The sequence below is a fragment of the Nocardia sp. IBHARD005 genome (assembly GCF_052814245.1).
The window spans coordinates 4,020,142-4,037,185 of sequence record NZ_CP199935.1 but is presented as its reverse complement, the minus strand read 5'-3'; the positions used below and the strand labels follow the sequence as shown (position 1 = coordinate 4,037,185).

Genomic DNA, 17,044 nt, shown 5'->3' with positions numbered 1-17,044 from the left:
AAAGTCGGCGGCGGGGGAACAGTGTCGGGGCCGGGTGGGACAGGGGGCACCGGGTCACCGGGACCGGGCGGGGTCGGCGGGGCGGGCACCGGAGCAGGACCGGGCGGGATCGGCGAAGGGGGCACCGGATCCGGGCCTGGCGGAGCGGGCACCGGGTCGCCGGGACCTCGCAGGAACGGGTCCGGAGCTGGACCTGGTGGCGCGGGCTCCGGAGGTGCCGGCACCGGGCTCGGCTCGGTGAGCTCGATCGCGAACATCATCGTCTCCTGTCATCAGTGCAGGTGGGCACCCGCGAAGCAGGTCGAGCGCGGACACCGCGATGACGTCGTTGGCATCGCGATGGGGCGCTCGACCAGCCCGAAGTTGTCCGGTGTGGACACCGTCCAGCGACAAGGGTGGCTCGGCCGGTTCTTCGGCGCCCATTCCCCATTCGGCCGATCGCCGCACGGGCGCAATACCCGTGCACTCGCACTCGAAACGGCGACGACGTCGGCACGGATCAGTGGTCGCCCTCGATGCGCGCCCACGCGCGATGCTCGCCCAGGTCGGTGAGCAGTCCGCTGGTGGCCGCCCCGGAATCGGCGACGGTGATTCCCGGTAGGTCGGGGTCGATGTCGTTGCGCTGCAGCACCGATACCCCGGTACCGACCGCCGCGATCGCCTTCCCGTGCCGCCACATCTCCTCGACCAGCAGGTTCACCGTCGGATCATCCGGTGCGGCCAGCAGCAGCGCACCGTCGAATTCGACCGACCGCATCGTGGCGAAGGTCCGCGCCACCGGTACTCCGTCGATCACACCGCCGCGCGCCGCCACGACCATCGGCCTGACCTTGGCCTCGTCGAGGGCGGTCGAGACCGCCTGCACCGCGTCGGCCGATGTGGTGTCATCGACCAGTACCGCCACGGTCCGCCCGTCCACCGGGAAACTGCCGTGCCGCTGCGACAACGCGGGACTCGGCGCGAGCTCCACGCATTCGCTGTTCGGGGTCGGCTTGTCGAGCCCGAGTTGCCCGGCGACGTAGTCGGCCAGCCCGTCGTCGACATTGACCAGCATCTGCAGGCCCCGCTTCTGGATGGTCTCCGACAGACACTTGCCGAGTTCGAACGAGAACGCGTCGGCCAGATTTCGCTGTTCGCCGGTGGTCAGGCTGCGATAGAACATCCGCGGCTGCGAGTAGTGGTCGGCAAACGATACCGAGCCCGCACTGTCGGCCGATGTCCGCAATTTCGCGGTCGGCGGCGGAATGGGAGTCGGTGATTCGACATAGGCATCGGCGGCGAAACCGGCAGCGTAGGGGCAGCCACCGCCCAGCGAATTGGGTTTGTAGGCAGCGACTCCGGGGTGCACGGCGCCCTGGTGCATGCCGTCGCGGGAAAGGTCGTTGACACCGGCGTGCGGTGTATTGATCGGCAGCTGCGTGAAGTTCGGGCCACCGAGCCGACTGATCTGGGTGTCGAGATAGGAGAACAACCTGCCCTGCAGCAGCGGGTCGTCGGTGACTTCGATACCAGGGACCAGGTGCGTCGGGCAGAACGCGACCTGCTCGGTTTCGGCGAAGAAATTCTCCGGGTTCGCGGTGAGCCGCAGGGTGCCGATCGTCCGCACCGGCGCGAGTTCTTCGGGGACGATCTTGGTCGGGTCGAGCAGATCGATGCCCTCGAAGAGGTGATCGGGCGTGTCGGGGAATACCTGCACACCGAAATCCCATTCCGGTGGCACGCCCGCCGCGATCGTGTCGGCCAGGTCCCGGCGATGGAAATCGGGGTCGAACCCGGCCGTCAACTGGCATTCCTCCCACAGCATCGAGTGCACGCCCAGCCGCGGCTTCCAGTGGAATTTCACCAGACTCGTCGTGCCGTCCCCGGCGACCAGACGAAAGGTGTGGATACCGAATCCCTCCATCATCCGCAACGACCGCGGCAGCGCCCGGTCCGACATATTCCAGAAGGTGTGTGCGGTCGCCTCGGTGTGCAGCGTGACGAAATCCCAGAAAGTATCGTGCGCTGATTGCGCTTGCGGGATCTCACGGTCCGGCTCCGGCTTTCCCGCGTGGATCACATCGGGGAATTTGATCGCTTCCTGGATGAAGAACACCGGAATGTTATTGCCGACCAGGTCGTAGACCCCTTCATCGGTGTAGAACTTCACCGCGAATCCGCGGGTGTCACGCACTGTGTCGGCCGATCCGCGGGAACCGAGCACCGTGGAGAACCGGACGAAGACCGGTGTGCGCGCGTCGGCCGCCAGGAACTTCGCCCGCGTGAGCGACGCGGCGGCGCCGTTGGCCACGAAAACCCCGTGGGCGGCGGTGCCACGGGCGTGCACAACCCGCTCGGGAATGCGTTCGTGGTCGAAGTGGGTGATCTTCTCGCGCAGGTGGAAGTCCTGCAGCAGCGTCGGACCCCGCTGACCCGCCTTGAGCGCGTGATCGGTGTCGGCCACACCCGCACCTTGCGGGGTGGTCAGCCGAGGGCCCTGCTGGGCGCGCAGGCTCGCGTCGCCGGGAATCGGTGCGCCGGTGGGTCCACGCAGTGCGGGCCCTTGCTGATCGGGTGCGGGGCCCGCCTGCTCGCAGGGTGTGCCCGGGTCCTCGTCGGGTGGCGTAGGCGGATGGGTGAATTCGGACGGAATATCGTGCTCGGTCATGGTATTTCGTCGTCCCTTCGTCGCACTCGAGCAATTCGGAGAATCGGCCTGCCGCCGTCCCTGATGGACTACCGCGTTATTCGCCCGGCAAACAGCGATTCGATCTCGGCGGGTAACTGCCCGAAATGAGCGCGAGGCGTGACCTGATGGTTACGGGGTAACCTCCGACCAAACGGTCGGTGATGAGGGAGGTGGCGTGCGAGCTCGAGATCGCGACACCGCTCCCCGCTCGAGGACCGTCGGTTTCCAGGTGCCCGCCGAGCTGGACCAGCTGAGCATGGTGCACGCACTCGCCGAGACCGTTCTGCTCGTCGGTGGCTTCGCGCTCGACGAGGTCACCGATCTACTCCTGGCACTCGACGAGGTCGCCACCGCGTTGATGCTGGTCGCGACGCCGGACTCCCAGCTCGACTGCTCGTTCACCAGTGGCGACGGCGTGCTCGGTGCCCGGGTGAGCGCACTGGCCCGAGAGCCCGCCGCGCTCGATGAGCAATCCTTCGGCTGGCATGTCGTCGCGACCCTGACCGACGCGCTGCGCACCGATTACGCCGCCTTCGATCCGGCCCGCGACGGCTATCCGACCACCGTCGAATTCGGCTGGATCAGACGATTGCACAGACCGACCGAATCGTGATGATCGCGCGTTAGCCTCGGAGGTAGGGGCATGGCCCCGGGTCCCGGTGGGTACCCCATGAACACATCCGCAACCGCCTGGAAGTGAGGCAAGTAGCGATGACATGGGAATCAACGACAGTTTCAGTGCGTCCGACCGCCCGGCGATCCCATTCGCGCGGCGACAGCTACGACAACATCGAACCGTGGTTCGAGAAGCTGCGCGCGCTTCCCCCCGGCGATGCGCACCACGACGAGCTGCGCAAGCAGGTCATCGAACTGTGTCTACCGCTCGCCGACCACATCGCGCGCAAGTTCAACGGCCGCGGCGAGCAGTTCGACGATCTCGAGCAGACCGCCCGGGTAGGGCTGGTGCTCGCCGTGGATCGCTATGACGTCACCCGCGGCTCCTCCTTCCTGTCCTTCGCGATCCCGACGATCATGGGCGAGGTGCGCAGGCACTTCCGTGATCGCACGTGGGCGGTGCGCGTGCCGCGACGGCTCAAGGAGATCCAGCTCAGGATCGGACCCGCCACCGAGGAACTGTCGCAGCGGCTCGGGCGGTTCCCCACCGCGCTTGAACTCTCCGACGAACTCGGCGTCGACCTGGTCGAGGTCACCCGCACACTGGTCGCGGGCAATGGCTACCAGACCAACTCCATCGACGGCGTCACCCACGACGGTCGCGACAATTCCACCCAGCCGATCACCGATATCCTCGGCTCCGAGGAGCCCTGCTACCAGCTCACCGAGGACGCGATGGCGGTTCGTCCGCTGATCGCCGAGCTGCCCGCCGAGGAGCGGCAGGTGCTGATCATGCGCTTCTACGAGTCCAAGACGCAGGGCCAGATCGCCGAGGAAATGGGTGTATCCCAGATGCAGGTCTCGCGGATCCTGTCGCGGACCCTGGCGTCGTTGCGTGAGCAAGCACTCGCCGAGCCGATGGCCGCGCAGTGACAGCAGCGCCGCCACATGCCAGATTTGTCCCAGGTTGAGACCTCCAGCCGAACCCGGTTCTCGTGCGCCGCACCCCGACCGTCGGCCGATGGCCTGTCGGTAGTGCGAACCGGAACACCCTGTCGCACAGGAGGTTCTATGTCTGTCGTCATGGATCGCCGGCATTCGAGCCGGCTGCGCTGGTACCGCGGGTGCTCCGCGGCCGCCGCGGCCGAGCTGGCGCTGCGCGACCCGGGCAACCAGGCTGCTGGGTCTTGCACGGCGGTATCGAGCTCGACGCGGCGCGGATGCCCCGATTCTGTGCGTTGCTCGACCGCGCTGTGCGATCCGGCGCGCGCGTCGTGGTCCTCGATCCGCGCGATACCGAGTTCCTGAGCCTGCGGGTCGCCACGATGCTCGGCCTCGCCAAAGCTGACGCGTGGGCACGCGGGGTCGATATCCGCCTGCTCACCGGTGGTCGTGAAGTGGAGCGGGCACTGCATCTGGTCGGCGTGCGGCCACTGTTCCGGTACTACCTGTCCATCGATGAGGCGTCGGGATCCTAATCCGGCTACCGAGAAGCTGTTTCGGGTCGGCGGTTCCTGGGTATGCGCTCGGTGAGGCCACTCCAGCGCACGCTCGGGAGGAGGACATCGTGGATTCGAGCGACCGGCTCATCGCCGATTCGATACATGCGACATCGATCCGTATCCAGATCGACGCAGACCTCGGCCAGGTTGTCATGCTCCGGGCTGTCGCCGAAACCGTCGCCCTGATCGCGGGTTTCACCGTCGACGCGGTGGCCGACATGCGCGTCGCGCTCGACGAGGCCGCCACCTGCCTGATCCTCGGCGCGGTGCCCGATTCCCAGATCACCTGCGCGGTGATCGCCGACGGTTTCCGGATCCGGTTCGAGGTCGACGCCGTCTGCGGGGACACCGACCCGATCGACACGACAGGGTTCGGCTGGCATGTGATGCACTCGATCACCGACCACCTCACCGCCGACCACGACGCCTACGACCGGGCACGGGGCGGTTACCCCGTCGCCATCTCCTTCACGCAGGTGCGGCGGGTGCACTGATCGCCTCGCGCAGCGAACCGCGATCGTCGTTCCAGCACTGCAGGATGTGATCGGCGAAGCGGTCTTCGAGCAGGTTCGTCGCCTGGATGCCGAAGACGATCGAGGCGGCCTCGCCGGGTTCGGCGGCCAGCAGCCCGGCGATGACATCACGCCGCAGCACCTGTTCGTGCACGGCGTCGGCCTCGACGTGCTCGGCGTAGAAGTGCGCGCACGCGGGATGGGGCAGCAGCGTGCGGGCCAGCTCGGCCAGGCGCCGGGAAGCCGGCGACGAGGTGATCTCGACGGTGGCGAAATGCCCGACCAGTGCGCCGCGCAGGCCGCGGTGCAGGCCGAACAGCGACATCATGTCAACCAGCGCGAGCATCGGTGCAGGCACCGCGTCGAGGTAGTGCAGGTAGCCCGGCTCCAGTCCCGCGCCCGCGAGCAGGTCAGCGAAGAGTTGCGCGTGGACGCGTTCGCCGCGGCCGCCGCCGAACTCGTCGAATTCCACCGCCACCAGCGACGCTTTCGCCTGTCCGCGCAGGCGCGGGATCACCCAGGCATACGGGTCGGCCTCGATGTGGTGGTAGATCGAGCGGTGGACGAAGTACTCGCGCAACTGGTCGGCGGTCCCCCGCTCGGCGAGGAAACCGGCGATGCCATCGGTGTCGCTGGTCGGTTCGAGCAGACCGTCGAGTTCCCCGTCGACGTCGTCGCCGCCGGGGACATCGGCACCCAGTGCCGTGAGCAGGGTGTGCTCCAGGTCGCGGCGCATGCGCAACAGGTCGGGGTCCCATTCCCAGTTCTCGTCGACCCCGGCGAATCCCTGATAGTGCAGTTCGTAGCAGGTGTGCAGGGTCAGCAGGAGATCTTCGCCGTAGGGGTCGAGTCCGGAAGGATCAGGTACCGCCGAACCTGGTGTCCGCGTGAGCAATTCGATGACCGCGGCCGACAGATCGCCGCGGGGGCGCGGGAGTGATCGCTGGGGCATCAGTCCGCGCTCCTCGGATGACGTCGGCGCCGGTGGCTGGTATCGCACAGCGGGTACGTGCTCGACCGACGGCACAGACACAGCGCCACCATGAAACGGTCGCAGTGCAGCACCGTGCCGTCGGCGGTGACCAGGTCGACGGGCCCTTCGATGAGTGCGGGCCCGTCGTCGGTGAGCACGACGCGCCGCGGCTCAGGCGGGGTCGGCGACGACAGACGACGACGTTCGGTCGACACGGATCACCACCAGTTCCTCATCGCGCTGACCGTGCCTGATGAAGCCCTTCGCGGCCAGCCACCCGGCGCGCGACCGCATCACCGGCCCGAACGGCACCGTTCCCGTCGCCACGACATCGGCGTTGGCACCCAGCTCGCGGAGCTGGTCCACGCTGCGCTGGGGATCACTGATCGCCGAATGCACGATCAACCCGACGCCGCGGTCGGTGAGCAGGTCCGGCAGCATCGCGCACAACCGGTCGAGCACGCTCCTGCCGTCGGGGCCCGCGTCCCACGCCAGCGCCGCACCGCGACCGCCCGTCCGCTCGGCGGGCACATAGGGCGGGTTCGCGACCACCACATCGAAGCGCGGCAGCCGCAGCGCGGACGCGAAATCGCCGTGCAGCAACTCCACCGCCACGCCGCGCAGCCGGCAGTTCACCCACGTCGAAATCAGTGCCGACCGCGACAGGTCGATCGCGGTCAGACTGCCCGCACCCGCCGCCGCGGCCGCCACTGTCAACGCGCCGGTACCGGCGCACACATCGAGCACCCGGCCGCCACGCAGCGAGGGCACCTCGTTGAGCGCACGGGCAAGCAGCCAGGTGTCTGCCTGCGGCCGGTAGACGCGGGGCGTCCGGATGACCACCATCTCAGTGTCCTCGTGATTCACCCAGGGCGAGGTCCTCCTGCGCTTTCACTCGCCGATGCTCCGCGACCACGAGCCCGATCCCGGCCACCAGACACACCGCGCAGGCCACACCCACGATCACCGCCCAGCCCGCGAAGCCGTACCCGGCCGCGGTGAGCGTGACAGCGACCAGCACCAGCCCGATGGCGGCGAGCAGCAATCCGGGCCAGTTCCTCGTGTCCCTGATCGACTCCCCCGCATGTGTCCGAGTGGTCCGAGCGTTATCGGGGAACTGCCTGTCTGACTGATTCACCGCGCATGCTCCTTTCGCGGACGACACCGCCCTGTCGTGGACATGCCCGTAAACCGGCGAAGCAATCAGCCGGCCTCGGTGGGACCGGTGCTGGCGTTCGTCTCGATGACCTCGGCCAGGTCGCGGCGCGGGGTGGATTCCAGCGGGGCGGCGGCGTGCGGCATGACGCCGACACCGATCATGACGTGCGATCATCGGTGCGGCACCGACTGACCGGGCTCGGTGGAATTCCGAGCCCGGTCGGCTGAGTGCTACGCGGGCAGTCGAGCCTCGATCGCGCCGATGATCCGCGGACGCAGATCCGCGACGCTCACGATGGCGTCGACCGAGCCGACCTCGACCGCGCGCTGGATGTTGTGAACGCGGTCGAACTCCGCGGCCACATCGCCCAGCTTCTCCGCGCGCACCGAGGACCGCGTCTCGTCGAGTTCGGCGCTCAGCGTCGCGCGGTCGGTGCCGACAGCGGTCGCGACCCGGGATTCCAGCTCCCGCACGCGCGGATCGGCCGCGGTCCTGGCCTTCACCTCACCGGCGAACACCACCGCGGCGGCAGGCGCACCGCCGAGCACCGAGGCGAACGACCCTTCCAGCGCGAGCACCGTCATGTTCGGGTTGAGCGCCTTCGAGAACACCACGAACGCACCGCCGTGGTAGCGCGAGATCACGCAGAACACGATGGGGCCTTCGAAATTCACGATGGCGCGGCCGATTTCGGCGCCGTACTCGAGTTGCAGCTTGCGCATCGATTCGGGCGAGCCGTCGAAGCCGGACAGGTTCGCCAGCACCACCAGCGGGCGGTTACCGCTGGCGGCGTTGATGGCCCGTGCGGCCTTCTTCGACGAACGCGGGAACAGGGTGCCCGCGGTGTAGGTGTCGGGCCCGTCGGTGGACGGGAAGCCGCGCCGTGCCACATTGCGTGACTCGATGCCCAACAGGCACACCGGGATTCCGCCGAGGTGCGCGTCGTGTACCACCGCCGTCTCGGCGTCGGCCATCCCGGCCCAGCGTTCCAGGACGGGGTGGTCCTGATCGGCCAGTGCCCGCATCACCGTGCGAATGTCGAAGGGCTTCTTGCGATCCGGGTTGGCGGAGGCGGAGAAGATCTCGCCGACGGTGGCGAAGGTGCTGTCCGCCAGCACATGCGGGAAGCTCGAGATATCGCGATCGACGGGATCACCGGTCACGGCACGGCGCGGTGCCTGCTCACCGGGGGCGACGTAGGTGTGGTCGTAGTGCGCCATCAGCACACCGCGGGCGGCGGACAGATTCGGCGCCCAGTACTGGGCCTGCCCGTTCGGGCCCATCACGCGGTCGTAGCCGCCGATGCCGAAGTTGTCCTCGGCCGAGACGCCGCCGGAGAAGTCGAGCGACTGCTTGCCGGTCAGGACCATGGCCGAGTCGGGGGTCATGACCAGCACACCCTTGGTGTGCATGAGCATGGTGGCCTCGGCATTCCAGTACGGCTGCGCGCCGACGTTGATGCCGGCGACCACGATGTTGATCTCGCGACCGTCCTGGGTGAATTCGACGATCCGCTTGAGCGCGGCCGCGACCCAGTCCATGTTCTCGGTACCCGAGGCCATCGAGATCCGCGCGCCCGAGGACAGCGCGTACCACTCGAGCGGCACCTGCATGCTCTCGGCCAGATCCAGCGCGGCGATCACGCGACGGCACTCCGGTTCCGAGAGCGCGCCGAGGGACTTGGTGGGGTCACCGAGCAGCAGCACTCGGGTGACGCCCTGCGGATGCTGGGCGGTCGGCGTGGTCACCACACCGGCGACGATCGCCGCGGTGTTGTGGCCCTTCGGCCGATCGACCGGCACCAGCACGTGGTCGGCATCGAGATCGTATTCGGCGAAATCGCCGAGCAGCGAGGTCAATTCGTACGGGTACACGGTGTTGCGCGCCGCGGCACGCAGCACCTTCTGCCGGTACTCGTCCAGCGGCTCGACGGGTTCGTCGGTCCGCTCGCCGACCGTCACCTCGGATTCGCCGTTGGGACGGAACGAGATTCGCACACCGACCTTGGTCAGCTCGCCGGTCTCGGGATCGCGCTGGCGGGCGATGAGCAGGATCTCCTCGAGCCCGGCGCCCGCGGCCGTCGGCAGCACGTGGCCACCGATGGTCTCGAGCTCCGCGCGGGTGACATCCATATGCGGCCAGATGTACATCACGATGCGGTTGGTGTTGAGCCGCTTGGCCGAGGGGAACCGCGACTGGGCCCGGCGGATCGAGTCGACGCAGGTGGCGATGGCGCTCTCCGCGGTGGGCAGGGCCACCAATCGTCCGTCGTGATCGCGCAACGCCGCGAGGTCACGGACCTGGGCGAAGGCGATGAGTCGCTCGTCGGAGGGATTCTCCTTGGCCACGCCGCGGAACAGGTAGACCTCCTCGTCCGAGGACGGCAACCGGGTGAGGTCGAACTTGCGCAACCGCTCCAGCTGCATCCGCTGCGCGATGTAGGGGTGCAGCCCGCGGATCAGCCGTTCCTCGGCCATGCCGGTCACCGACGGACGGAAGGTGAAGTGGTGGTGCATGACCGAGCCGCCGCTGCCCGCGACGGTGGCGGTGATCCGGTGCACCGGGTTGGGCACCGGGTGCGCGCCGAGCACCTCTTGCAGGGCCGCTGCCATCGCGTCGAAGTCCTCCGGCTGCGATTCCCAGCTGAGGTAGATGTCGGCGTCGATGGAGACAGCGCCGCTGGCCAATTCGGCGAGCCCGTCCAGTGCCCCGGCGAGCTTGCCGAAACTCACGGCGGTCGAGACCAGCATCGAACCGTAGCGTTCGGCGACGACGAACGTGGTGTCGCCGACCTGTTCGGTACGGACCCCGGTGAGACCCTTGTTGCCGTAGTAGCGCCGCGTCAGGACCTCGAGCATCGAGGTGTGATCGGGCTTGTCGCGCTCGAGCCGCTGGCCGAGCAAGCGCACCAGCGGTTCGGTGCTGCGCACCATCTCGGCGATCCGGGTGCCGCGATCGTCCGCGGTCGGGTTCGCGTCCAGGTAGCTCAGGTGCTTGCGGACGTTGGTGTACACCCGAGCGCGGTTGCGGCGCAGCAGCGGCTGGCCGTACCAGCTGTAGACCAGTCCGCGGGCGAGGTCGGCGATCACCGGGAAACGGACCTGCGTTGCCGCCACCAGGCGCTCGAGCGCCAGGCCGACGGGTTCGCGCAGCACCTGGTCTGGCATCGGCTCGGTCAGCCATTCACGCAGCAGCGTCGTGATGACGGCGACGGTGTCGGCGGGCCGTTGCTGGGCGAGGAAGATCCGGAAGACCGCCGCTTCCAGCTCGGGCGAACGATCCAGCTCGGTGACGCCGTAGTGCCCCAGCGCCGCGCCGAGCTCGGCCTGGTAGGTCTGCGGCAACCCGGCCCGCTCGACGTCGAGGCTCTGCAGGTAGGTGTGGAAGTACTCGCGGGCGCTGTGGACGTGACCGTTGCCGCGGTCGTCGTCGGCCGAACGGTTGTGGCTCAGTTCGGCGAGGTCGGCGAAGACCTGCACCAGCTCGAGCTCTTCACCCAGCGGGCGCCGGTTGTCGCTGACGGCTTCGCGGCGGGCGGTGAGGTAGTCGTCGAGGACGCGGCGGTCGTCGTGCGGGTCCACGTCGAAGCCGAGCAGCAGACTGCGCAGGTCCTGCAGGCCGCGCGCCACCCGCTCGTGGGCGCGCAGCGGCGTTGCCTCGCTGGGCAGGTCGAGTTCGACGGTGCCGGTGGTCACGGTCTCGGCGGCTTCGTCGTCGTCGGCGAGCGGTTCGAGCCGCAGCAGCGGCGCGCCCGCCTCGACCTGAGAGCCGACCGAGACCGTGCACTCCTTCAGCCTGGCCCGGAACGGTGCGCGCAGCACCGTTTCCATCTTCATGCTCTCCAGCACGAGCAGCGGCGCCCCGGCCTCGACCTCGGCGCCGACCTCGAGCGGTGTGCCGACGACCAGCGCGGGGGCGGGCGAGCGGACGACACCGCCTTCGTCGCGGCTGATCCGATGGGTCACGCCGTCGACGTCCACCACGTGCGTGGGCCCATGGGTGCCGGTGATCAAGCGGTAGCGGGTGCCGTTGACGACGATCTGGCCGGTGTGGTGATCGAAACGTTCGAGATCGACATCGGCGGTGCGCAAGTCACCACCGGCCTCGATGCCGACGCGGAACCGGTTGGCACCGATCCGGGCGACGCGCACGCGATAACCCGCGCCACGCAGTTTCAGGTCGAGTGGCCGGCCGCTCTCGTGCTGCACCTGCGGACGTCCGCCGGACGCGGTCGACAGCAGTCGATGCCGCTCGACCCGCTCGTCTTCCTCGTAGGCGTCGATCGCGGCCACAGCCAGCGCGACGGTGGAGTGACGGTGGGTCACCAGGCGGCCTTCGCCGCGCACCCGGTCGATCCAGCCGGTGTCGGCGCTGGCGTCGATGATCTCGGGCTGATCGAGCAGGTCGAGCACGAAACTCTTGTTCGTCGCGCCGCCTTCGATGACGACCCTGGTCTGGGCCATGGCCCGGCGCAGTCGACCGAGGGCTTCGTCGCGGTCGCGGCCGTAGGCGATGATCTTGGCGATCATCGAGTCGAAGTCGGCGGGGATCGTGTCACCCTGGCTGACGCCGGTGTCGACGCGAATGCCGGGGCCCGCGGGCAGGTCGAGTCGCACGATGCGACCGGGGGCAGGCGCGAAGTCACGGTCGGGGTCTTCGGCATTGAGGCGGGCTTCGATGGCGTGGCCGCGCTCGACCGGCGGCTCGCCCTCGAGCCGGATCCCCGATGCCACCCGCAACTGGGCGTGCACGAGGTCGAAACCGGTGGTGAGCTCGGTGATCGGGTGCTCGACCTGCAGGCGGGTGTTGACCTCCAGGAACGCGAACAGCTGGTCACCGGGGTGGTACAGGAACTCGACGGTCGCCGCGCCGCAGTACCCGACCGCGATCGCGAGGCGCTCGGCCGAAGCCTTGAGTTCGGCGGTCTGCTCGGCGCTCAGCACGGGAGAGGAGGATTCCTCGATCACCTTCTGATTGCGTCGCTGCACCGAGCAGTCACGCACGCCCAGCGCCCACGCGGTGCCCTGACCGTCGGCGATCACCTGGACCTCGACGTGCCGGGCGCCCGTGACCAGGCGCTCCAGGAAAACGACACCGCTGCCGAAGGCGCGGGCGGCTTCCTGCTTGGTGCGCTCGTAGGCGTCGACGAGTTCGGCCTCGTTGGTGATCACGCGGATGCCGCGACCGCCACCACCGGCGGTGGCCTTCAGCATCAGCGGGTACCCGATCTCGGTGGCCGCTTCGATGGCGTCCTCGACGGTGTCGACCGCGCCCCGGCTCCACGGGGCGACCGGCACACCGACTTCCTCGGCGATCAGCTTGGCGCCGATCTTGTCACCCAGCTTGCGCATCGCGTCGGCGCTCGGCCCGACGAACGTGACACCGATGTGGTCGCACAGCTCCGCGAACGCGGGATCCTCGGCGACGAAGCCCCAGCCCACCCACGCCGCGTCGGCCTTGGTGGCGACCAGTGCGTTCTCGAGGGCCTTGAGGTCCAGGTACGGGCGTGCCGACGCCGGACCCAGGTCATAGGCGATATCGGCTTCCCGGACGAACGTGGCATTCCGGTCGACGTCGGTGTGGAGGGCGACGGTTTCGATCGGTAGCCCGGTCGCCGCCGCCAGATCACGGACGGCATGGATGAGGCGCATAGCGGCCTCGCCCCGATTCACGATGGCGATACGGCTGAACACTCGCCGACTCCTTCCATTTACCCAGGACATCGTCCTGCGGGTGAGGTTTGCAACTCCCGGTCCGTGCGCAGTCTGCACCCCCGTGTCCCATAAGGAAACACTGTGCGCGGGTTACCGGCACGTAGCCAGGACACAGGAGGTCGCCGAGCACCATACAACTCGACGAACGCGAGCAATCGAAGACGCCGAGATGACGGCCGGCGGGCGTGGCGATGCCCCCCAGTTGAACAATCACATCCCCCAAGCGAGTGGACGGCCAAGGTCTGCGGTCCCGGACCATCCACTCACTTCGAAATCCTATCAATCATGTTGACCTACAACATATTCGAGGTGACATCCCTCTCGTCTCACTGATCGCCGGCACCGGTGTCGTCGGCACCGTTCGGTCTGTCGGCACCGACGCGCGCCGGACCGCAGGCGGCGGGAGGTCCCGGGACCCGAAATGTGAAACGCGGGTGAACCCTTCCACTGTCATCCGTGCCACAACTTCGCGCCCGGGATCGTGAGTGCTGCCAGTGGGCACGCCGGCCACGGCGCCCTTGGGTTGCTCAACACCTACCTCGTCGACGGCGATCACCGGCTGCCGCGCTGGTCGCGAGTCCTGCTGATCGCCGGGCGCCACCCGGTACAGACCGTGCGGCTGCAGCGCACCAACCGGTGGAACGAGCGCACGCTGGTCCTGCTCGTGATGCAGAGCCTCGACAATTCGGTCGCCACCTATACCCGGCGCGGGGTGTTCGGTCGCCGGTTCACCAGCAAGCAGGGTTTCGGCGAACCCAATCCGTCCTGGATTCCGCCCGGTCACGAGGCGACCCACCACGGCGACCGCCGCGCTGCGTCTGCCGAGCCGGCCGGTCACCGCGCCCGCACACGCGGGCAGCGCGCCCATCACGCGCGTGTGGAGAATGCGATGAGATAGCTGATCCAGACTTTGTGACCTCTCCCGCCTCCCCCGCATATCGCGCTGCCGCATGGTGATTCGGCTACCGTCGCGTACAGCATTCGCGTTGGTTGGAAGGTGGCAGTAAGCGTGGTAACTACCCAGGCGAAGCTCGATGGGCTGGCCGAGATTCTGGCGATCGCCGCGGAACCGGCAGGTGAGGCCGCCCTCGCCAAGCGGGCGAAGAAGGGCATTCCGAGCGTTCGCGAGCGGATGAACATGCTGCTCGATCCCGCAACATTCATCGAGATCGGGGCATTGGTGCGTCAGCCCGACCAGCCCGATGCCCTCTACGGCGACGGGTTGGTCACCGGCCGCGGATTGATCGGTGGCCGCCCGGTGGTGGTGATCGCTCACGATCAGACCGTGTACGGCGGGTCGGTCGGTGTCGCCGCGGCGCGAAAGTTCATGCGGGCGTTGAAACTGGCGTTCGACACCGCGTGCCCGGTGGTGACGATCAACGACTCCGGTGGCGCGCGCGTGCAGGACGCGGTCGGTTCGATCGCCTCGTTCGGCGATATGACCCGGGTGCTGGAGAAGCTGTCGGGGTATGTGCCGCAGGTGTCGATCATTCTCGGCAAGTGCGCCGCCGGTTCGGTGTACGGGCCGATCAATACCGATGTACTCATCGGCACCAAGGATTCGTACATGTTCGTCACCGGGCCCGACGTGATCAAGGCCGTCAACGGTGAGGACGTCAGCGCCGAAGCGCTCGGTGGCGCCGAGGTGCAGGCCAAACGCGGCACCCTGCATCATGTCGCCGAGACCGAGCAGGACGCCTTCGACTGGGCCCGCAATTACCTCAGCTACATGCCGTCGAGCTGCCTGGAACAGCCGCCGGTCGTCAATCCCGGTCTGGAACCCGACATCACCGCCTACGACCTGGAACTCGACACGATCATCCCGGATTCCGATCGCGCGGGCTACGACATGCACGACATCCTGCTCCGGCTGTTCGACGACGGTGAATTCCATGAGATCCGAGCCACTTTCGCCCCGAACCTGATCACCGGGTTCGCCAGGGTCGACGGCTGTCCGGTCGGCGTGATCGCCAACCAGCCACTGGTGCTCGGCGGTTCCATCGACGCCGCCTGCTCCGACAAATCGACCTATTTCATCCGTCTCTGCGACGCCTTCAATATCCCGCTGATCTTCGTCGCCGACACCCCCGGTGTGCTGCCCGGTCTCGATCAGGAGGACGCGGGCGTGATCATCCGCGGTGGCCGGGTTCCGCGCGCCATCATCGAGGCGACGGTGCCGATCATCAACCTCGTGGTGCGCAAGTCCTACGGTGGCGCCTACGGCATGATGGGGTGCCGTCAGGTCGGTGCCGACGTCAGCTTCGCCTGGCCGACCGCGCGGATCGCGGTGATCGGCGCCGAAAGCGCGGTCGACCTCGCCGGCAAACGCCAATTGGCCGCTATCCCCGAGGAACACCGCGCCGCGGCGCGGGACTTCATGATCAACCAGTACAACGAAACCATCGCCACCCCGTGGATCGCCGCCGAGCGCGGCTACATCGACGCGGTCATCGAACCCTCACGCACCCGCCTCGAGATCCGGCACGCGCTGCGCCTGCTGCGCGACAAGCCGCCGGTCACCCCGGAATTCAACCCGCGCAAGCACTCGGTGTACCCGATGTGATCACCCTGCGCGAGAGCTGGTTTCGCCAGGACCTCGATAGAGCTCTGTTGATCCGGATCCACGATGGGCCCGGATCAACAGAGCGGCACGCAGATGGCAGAGACCGGAAACATCGTTGAGGTCGAACCCGGTCATCTGGCCGATCCGTTTCAATCGGTAATCGACGGTGTTCGTGTGGATGAACATCGTGCGTGCGGTCCGCGAACGCTGCATATTCGTGGACATATACACCTCGAGCGTTCGTAGTAGCTCCGGATGCGCTTCGAGCGAATCGACGATGGAGCTCAGATAATCGCGCGCGGGGCCCGGCCGGGTCAGTTGATATTCGAAGGCCAATTCGTGCGGGCGATATACCTTGCTCGGACCACCGAACCGATGCACGATTTCGACGAGTTCGTGGACCTGCTCGGCGGCGCGCGGAATTTCTGTCGGCGCCGCCAGGGTCGCCACCGCACGCACCGGCACCTGTGCCGCGGCGGACAGGTGGACGATCAACTCGTCCAGTTCGGCTTCGGCGAATTCCGGGGCCGGTAGCAGCAAGGTGCCGCCGTCCACACTCAGCAGCGACAGCACCTTGCCGTCGCACCGGTCGGCCAGTTCGGCCTGAACACGGCGCAATTTGCGGCGAGCGACGACTTTCGCGTCGAGGGACGGGTCGAATTCCTCTGCGTGCGGCGGAAGTTCGAGGGCCAGCACGTGATAGCGGTCGGCGACTTCGATGCCGCACTCCCGTGCCATCGTCGAGGTGTTCTGGCCGCCGAGCAACGCCGAGGTCAGCGTGTGCACCGCCGTGTGGTGCTCACTGTCCACCGACCGCAGTTCACGAACGTAGGCCACCGAGACCGCCGAGGTGATCATGTTCTGCGCGTCCATCAGCCGCCGGGACACCCCGACGACGGTGTCGTAGTCGTGGTTGGTGACATTGGTGATGACGAGATCGAAGCCGAGTTTGAAGCCCTCGTGCACGGCGTCGTGAATGGTGTCGATCGGGATTCCCTCGCGCGCCCAGTCCGCGGCCGCGGCCTGTACCCGCTCCACGCGCCCCGGGATATCGCGGCCGTCGAGCATGCTTCTGGTCAGTTCCAGACAGACGCGAGTCACCGTGGTGACGTCTCCGTCGAGCGCTTCACCGGGCAGTGTGCCACACGGCACGACATTCTCGATGAAATGCACCACCATCTGGCGGGATATCGTCCGCACATCCTTCAAGGGGTTCGAAACCGGCCGCCCCGAAACGGTCAAGAACGGTTCGATGGAAGTTGCGCCAGCCATGATGAATCCTTCCCACCCAGATCACTGGGCAAGCCCCCAAACTACCGTGAACAACAATCCCCCGTC

At 67.6% G+C, this 17,044-nt stretch carries 13 protein-coding genes; 6 read left to right on the top strand and 7 right to left on the bottom strand.

Annotated features, from left to right (window positions below; translation table 11 throughout):
- Positions 1–499 precede the first annotated feature (499 nt).
- Entirely contained in the window at positions 500–2,647 is a 2,148-nt protein-coding gene (locus ACTWPB_RS18925; protein WP_446221926.1) for a catalase, read from the bottom strand.
- Between the two features lie 196 nt (positions 2,648–2,843).
- On the opposite strand from ACTWPB_RS18925, the gene ACTWPB_RS18920 reads away from it, so the two are divergent.
- The 4 genes from ACTWPB_RS18920 (at position 2,844) to ACTWPB_RS18905 (ending at position 5,279) form a co-directional block, all read left to right on the top strand.
- Positions 2,844–3,281 (top strand): anti-sigma factor, encoded by a 438-nt coding sequence (locus ACTWPB_RS18920; protein WP_446221925.1) that lies wholly within the window; start codon positions 2,844–2,846, stop codon positions 3,279–3,281.
- Positions 3,282–3,379: 98 nt separating this feature from the next.
- The gene (locus ACTWPB_RS18915) at positions 3,380–4,216 is read left to right on the top strand and encodes an RNA polymerase sigma factor SigF (protein WP_446221924.1); all 837 of its coding nucleotides are present in this window, start codon (positions 3,380–3,382) and stop codon (positions 4,214–4,216) included.
- A 62-nt stretch (positions 4,217–4,278) separates the two neighbouring features.
- Positions 4,279–4,761: an STAS domain-containing protein gene (locus ACTWPB_RS18910; protein ID WP_446221923.1), complete on the top strand. Its 483-nt coding sequence runs from the start codon at positions 4,279–4,281 to the stop codon at positions 4,759–4,761.
- Positions 4,762–4,850: 89 nt separating this feature from the next.
- Positions 4,851–5,279: an ATP-binding protein gene (locus tag ACTWPB_RS18905; protein WP_446221922.1), complete on the top strand. Its 429-nt coding sequence runs from the start codon at positions 4,851–4,853 to the stop codon at positions 5,277–5,279.
- Here ACTWPB_RS18905 and ACTWPB_RS18900 read toward each other — a convergent pair.
- From ACTWPB_RS18900 to ACTWPB_RS18880, 5 genes are all read right to left on the bottom strand, one after another.
- Complete coding sequence (locus ACTWPB_RS18900) at positions 5,254–6,249, bottom strand: iron-containing redox enzyme family protein (RefSeq protein ID WP_446221921.1); 996 nt, start codon at positions 6,247–6,249, stop codon at positions 5,254–5,256. The two genes, ACTWPB_RS18905 and ACTWPB_RS18900, sit on opposite strands and share 26 nt — an antisense overlap.
- Positions 6,249–6,428, bottom strand: a complete 180-nt coding sequence (locus tag ACTWPB_RS18895; protein WP_446221920.1) for a CDGSH iron-sulfur domain-containing protein — start codon at positions 6,426–6,428, stop codon at positions 6,249–6,251. Before ACTWPB_RS18895 ends, ACTWPB_RS18900 begins: the two co-directional genes overlap by 1 nt.
- A 13-nt stretch (positions 6,429–6,441) precedes the next feature.
- Positions 6,442–7,116: a HemK2/MTQ2 family protein methyltransferase gene (locus ACTWPB_RS18890; RefSeq protein WP_446221919.1), complete on the bottom strand. Its 675-nt coding sequence runs from the start codon at positions 7,114–7,116 to the stop codon at positions 6,442–6,444.
- Position 7,117: 1 nt separating this feature from the next.
- Positions 7,118–7,408 (bottom strand): hypothetical protein, encoded by a 291-nt coding sequence (locus ACTWPB_RS18885; RefSeq protein WP_446221918.1) that lies wholly within the window; start codon positions 7,406–7,408, stop codon positions 7,118–7,120.
- Positions 7,409–7,659: 251 nt separating this feature from the next.
- Positions 7,660–13,122: an ATP-binding protein gene (locus ACTWPB_RS18880; protein WP_446221917.1), complete on the bottom strand. Its 5,463-nt coding sequence runs from the start codon at positions 13,120–13,122 to the stop codon at positions 7,660–7,662.
- A gap of 502 nt (positions 13,123–13,624) precedes the next feature.
- On the opposite strand from ACTWPB_RS18880, the gene ACTWPB_RS18875 reads away from it, so the two are divergent.
- The gene (locus tag ACTWPB_RS18875) at positions 13,625–14,041 is read left to right on the top strand and encodes a hypothetical protein (RefSeq protein WP_446221916.1); all 417 of its coding nucleotides are present in this window, start codon (positions 13,625–13,627) and stop codon (positions 14,039–14,041) included.
- Between the two features lie 111 nt (positions 14,042–14,152).
- Positions 14,153–15,706 (top strand): acyl-CoA carboxylase subunit beta, encoded by a 1,554-nt coding sequence (locus ACTWPB_RS18870; protein ID WP_446221915.1) that lies wholly within the window; start codon positions 14,153–14,155, stop codon positions 15,704–15,706.
- On the opposite strand, the gene ACTWPB_RS18865 is transcribed toward ACTWPB_RS18870, so the two are convergent.
- Positions 15,707–16,978 carry a PucR family transcriptional regulator gene (locus ACTWPB_RS18865; protein ID WP_446221914.1) on the bottom strand — a complete coding sequence of 424 codons (1,272 nt, stop codon included), beginning with the start codon at positions 16,976–16,978 and terminating at the stop codon, positions 15,707–15,709.
- Positions 16,979–17,044: the final 66 nt, after the last annotated feature.

What these genes read in the sequence shown, in the direction of transcription:
- ACTWPB_RS18925 (WP_446221926.1), bottom strand. Translation starts at nt 2,647, where the DNA reads ATGACCGAGCACGATATTCCGTCCGAATTCACCCATCCGCCTACGCCA.
- ACTWPB_RS18915 (WP_446221924.1), top strand. Translation starts at nt 3,380, where the DNA reads ATGACATGGGAATCAACGACAGTTTCAGTGCGTCCGACCGCCCGGCGA.
- ACTWPB_RS18900 (WP_446221921.1), bottom strand. Translation starts at nt 6,249, where the DNA reads ATGCCCCAGCGATCACTCCCGCGCCCCCGCGGCGATCTGTCGGCCGCG.
- ACTWPB_RS18890 (WP_446221919.1), bottom strand. Translation starts at nt 7,116, where the DNA reads ATGGTGGTCATCCGGACGCCCCGCGTCTACCGGCCGCAGGCAGACACC.
- ACTWPB_RS18865 (WP_446221914.1), bottom strand. Translation starts at nt 16,978, where the DNA reads ATGGCTGGCGCAACTTCCATCGAACCGTTCTTGACCGTTTCGGGGCGG.